This window comes from Paenarthrobacter sp. CM16 (assembly GCF_013179505.1).
GTDB lineage: Bacteria > Actinomycetota > Actinomycetes > Actinomycetales > Micrococcaceae > Arthrobacter.
On sequence record NZ_JABMCX010000384.1, the window covers coordinates 1 to 3,662 of the forward strand.

Sequence of the window (3,662 nt, forward strand, 5' to 3'; positions counted from 1 at the left end):
CGCCGACTTCAGCGGTGACGGCAACAACGATCTCCTGGCACGAAAGCCCTCCGGTGAGCTCGTCCTGTATCCGGGCAATGGATACGGCGGATTCCTCGGTGCGTCAACAGTTGGCTGGGGTTGGAACGGCATGACATCAGTCTTCTCACCAGGCGACTTCAACGGTGACCACAAGCCCGACGTCCTGGCCCGCGACACGGCAGGTAATCTGCGCTTTTATGGCGGTAACGGCTACGGAGGCTGGACCACCAGCGGCGTGATCGGCCAGGGGTGGAACGCCATCACCAAGCTGGGAGGAGCCGGTGACTTCGACGGCGACGGCGCCAATGACGTCTGGGGTATAGACACCTCCGGCCAGATGCGCATGTACTACGGCAATGGTTCCGGTGGATGGAAGACCTCGGCCGTTGTCGGATGGGGCTGGGGCGGCTTCAACGCCGTCTTCTAGCTCACTTGTGGTTGAGGGTCTCGTCCGGAACAGTCGGGTGGAGGCCCTCCTTCATATATTCGCTGGTTTCCCTGAACCATTTACGGGACGAACACGAAAATGTAGTGTCATCTCAATTGATCTCAGCTGGTCCTCTCCGGCCAGTCATTCTTGGGGGATTCCTTGGAACTTGTTACTGCCCTGCGGTCGTCCGCGCCCAACCGTCCGCGCCGCCTCCTCGCGCTGCTGACGACTTCCGTGCTGGTCGGGACCCTGGCTGGTCCCTTCATCGCGACCAATGCCAATGCAGGGCCGCACCTCGAGGCCTCCGGACGGGCGGACATGGTGCAGCCGGCCGCGGCCCGTCCGGTGTATATGGGCCAACCCCAGCTCAACGGCGACCCCACAGTGGGCGGCCTCCTCAAAGCAGAACCGGGCGGATACGCTCCTTTCGTTATCCCCGAGGGTGGCACGCCTTCCTTCACTTACAACTGGACCCGGGATGGTCAGGCCATACCTGGTGCCAACGGCTCAACCTACCGGGCCACTCCGGCTGACCTCGGAAGGGTAGTCGCCGTCTTCGTCACAGTGTCTTACGACGCGGAATCACGGCTCACACTTCAAGCGAACTATCCGCTGAGGATCGCTGCCAAACCCCGTGCCCGTGGATTCAACGGCGATGACACCTTGGATATTTTTGCCCGCGATGCCGCCGGCCGCCTGCTTCTCTACCCCACTGACGGCCGGGGCAACTGGCGTGCAGCCCAAGTACTGGGAACAGGATGGAATGTTTTCAATACTCTGTTCTCTCCGGGAGACTTTGACGGTGACGGCACAGTGGACGTTATTGGCCGTGACGCGCAAGGGCGGTTGTTCCTCTACCAGGGCAACGGCACTGGAGGCTGGAAGAGCGCCTTCCAGATCGGCCAGGGCTGGCAGGGCTTCAAGACCGTCTCTGCTGCAGGAGACTTCAACGGAGACGGCAGTAATGATCTCATAGTGGTGGATCACTGGCATCAAGCCATCCTCTATCCCGGCAACGGCCGGGGCGGGTTCCTCCCGCCCTACGGCGTTGATACCTATTGGGTCAACGGCGATCCAATTTTCACCGTGGGCCACTTCGGCGGGAAGAGCAGTCTGGGAATCGTCAGCCGAAACTACGGCTATCTCCAGCTTTATGAAGCAAGTCGGAGTGGCAGGCTGGATGGCGGCCGCACGGATATCGGATGGGGGTTCAATGACTTCCCGCTCGTGGGTTCGGCGGGTGACTTCAATGGCGATGGCACTGTAGATATCTTCAGCGTTGACACCGCCGGACGGCTCACGATGTATTACAACAAGGGAGCCGAGTACCTGACCAGCGGACGTCCGGATATCCGATGGTACGGACAATCCGTAGTCGGCTGGGGCTGGGGCGGTTTCACAGCCGTCTTCTAGGACTAGTCGACGCTCTTGATCTTCACCACGAACACAGCACCCAAGAGCCCGATGACGGCAGCAGCTACGTAAAGCGAGACGTAGCCGCCCCAGTAGAGGACAAACGGAGAGGCGATCAACGGGGCGATCACCTGGGGCAACGAGTTGGCAATGTTGATAACGCCCAAGTCCCGGCCGCGGTCCATCCCCGTCGGGAGGACCTGCGTGATGAGGGCGAAGTCGACGGCGAGGTAGGCTCCAAACCCGATCCCCAACACCACCGCACCGGCAAGCCCGCCGATCCATGTTGGTGCGAAGGCGAGGATCAGCGAGGCCAGCGCAATGATGACCGACGACGCGATCACCAATGGCTTCCGTTTGCCCATCTTGTCGCTCAGCCGGCCCCCAAGCACGCTGGTGATAATGACCGAGACCGCATACAGCCCGGTAAGAATGAGGACACCAAACGAGGGATCGATTCCCTCAGTTTCCTTCAGACGCACAGCATCACTAAGGAAGAACAACAGATACAACGTGACCATGTGGTTGCCCGTGCTTACCAGCAGACGGGTCAGCCAAGCCCACGCGAAATCCGGATAGCGTTTAGGCGAGACCCAGAAGCCCTTGAGGAAGTCGGCCAGGTTGAACGGCGGGCGCTCAGTTGGCGGAAGCTGCTGATCGTCATTCTTGAAAAGGTAAAGCACGACGCCGGCCAACAACGCCGCAGCGCACAGCCAGTACCCGGCGGCGAAGTTACCAACGACGACCGCCGCGATAACCGCGCCGATCAAGATGCCTACTGTCTGCCCCATGGCGGCTAGTCCACCTACAGTTCCACGCTGTGGAACAGGGACGCGGTCAGGTACGGCGGCCGTAATGGCGGCGTACATGGCGTTGGCTCCGGCCTGCACAAGGCACCAAAGCAACGTCATGGCTGCAACGTTGGGAGCACCGGCCAAGGCAACGAGCGCAACAGCTCCCAGGATGGCGCCCATCAGGACCCAAGGAACACGCCGACCAAACCGGGACGTCGTGCGGTCGCTGAACGCCCCGAACAACGGGTTTGCCACCATGGAAACGGCTGCTCCACAGCCAGTGACCAAGGCAAGGATCGCTTCTTTCTGGCCTTCGTCAAAGTGGGCTGCCTGCAGGCCGAGGAGCACTTGGAGGGGGCCGAAGAACGCTGCGTTGATGCCGAGGTTGACCAGCACAACGCCGGTAACCCAGATCGGCCGGACCCGGGCAACAGGTTCGGCAAGTGCCGTGGTGGTTCCGCCGCGAATGACGGCAGGATCCGGCACCGGACCCGGCAGGTCGGACAAGCTCATGGCAGGTTCCCCCTCATTTGAATGTTTGGATTCAGCCTAGCGCGGCGAAGCGACCATGAGCCGCCGTCGCGCCTTTTATCCACATAGGCCGCTACAAGCGGTGCTGTAGCCCCGTCGCGAGCGTTAGTGTGGCCTCACAGCGACTGAGGAGAAGCATTGTGAGCGAGCAAGTGAATACGGCCGATCTCTACGACGAACGTGGGGAGGAACTGGAGTCCATAGCCATTCAGTTCCACAACCTGGGTGGGAACACCCATTTCAGCGGACCGGTACGCACCATACGGTGCTTTGAAGACAACGCCCTGGTGAAGACCATCCTCAACACCCCCGGCGAAGGAGCCGTTCTGGTCATTGATGGACAAGCGTCACTGCGGACCGCCCTCATGGGAGACCTTATTGCGGCGAGCGCTGTGGCCAACGGCTGGTCCGGCGTGGTGATTAACGGAGCCATCCGGGACCGCGAGGCCATCTCCCGCCTGCCCCTTGGCGTC

General features: G+C 61.2%; 4 protein-coding genes. 3 read left to right on the top strand and 1 reads right to left on the bottom strand.

What is annotated here, in order from left to right:
• Both HP499_RS22110 and HP499_RS22115 read left to right on the top strand, forming a co-directional pair.
• On the top strand, positions 1 to 448 hold a 448-nt coding region (locus tag HP499_RS22110; protein WP_172326245.1), incomplete at its 5' end, for a VCBS repeat-containing protein.
• 162 nt (positions 449 to 610) lie between these two features.
• The gene (locus HP499_RS22115; RefSeq protein WP_253951741.1) at positions 611 to 1,864 is read left to right on the top strand and encodes an FG-GAP-like repeat-containing protein; all 1,254 of its coding nucleotides are present in this window, start codon (positions 611 to 613) and stop codon (positions 1,862 to 1,864) included.
• Between the two features lie 2 nt (positions 1,865 to 1,866).
• On the opposite strand, the gene HP499_RS22120 is transcribed toward HP499_RS22115, so the two are convergent.
• Entirely contained in the window at positions 1,867 to 3,171 is a 1,305-nt protein-coding gene (locus tag HP499_RS22120; RefSeq protein WP_172326246.1) for an MFS transporter, read from the bottom strand.
• Positions 3,172 to 3,329: 158 nt separating this feature from the next.
• Between HP499_RS22120 and rraA the strand changes: the two genes are divergently transcribed.
• Positions 3,330 to 3,662 (top strand): ribonuclease E activity regulator RraA (gene rraA, locus HP499_RS22125; protein WP_172326247.1); only part of this gene is annotated, 333 nt, incomplete at its 3' end.

Excerpts from the sequence above, each read along its gene's own strand:
- HP499_RS22120 (WP_172326246.1), bottom strand. The coding sequence starts at position 3,171 with ATGAGCTTGTCCGACCTGCCGGGTCCGGTGCCGGATCCTGCCGTCATT.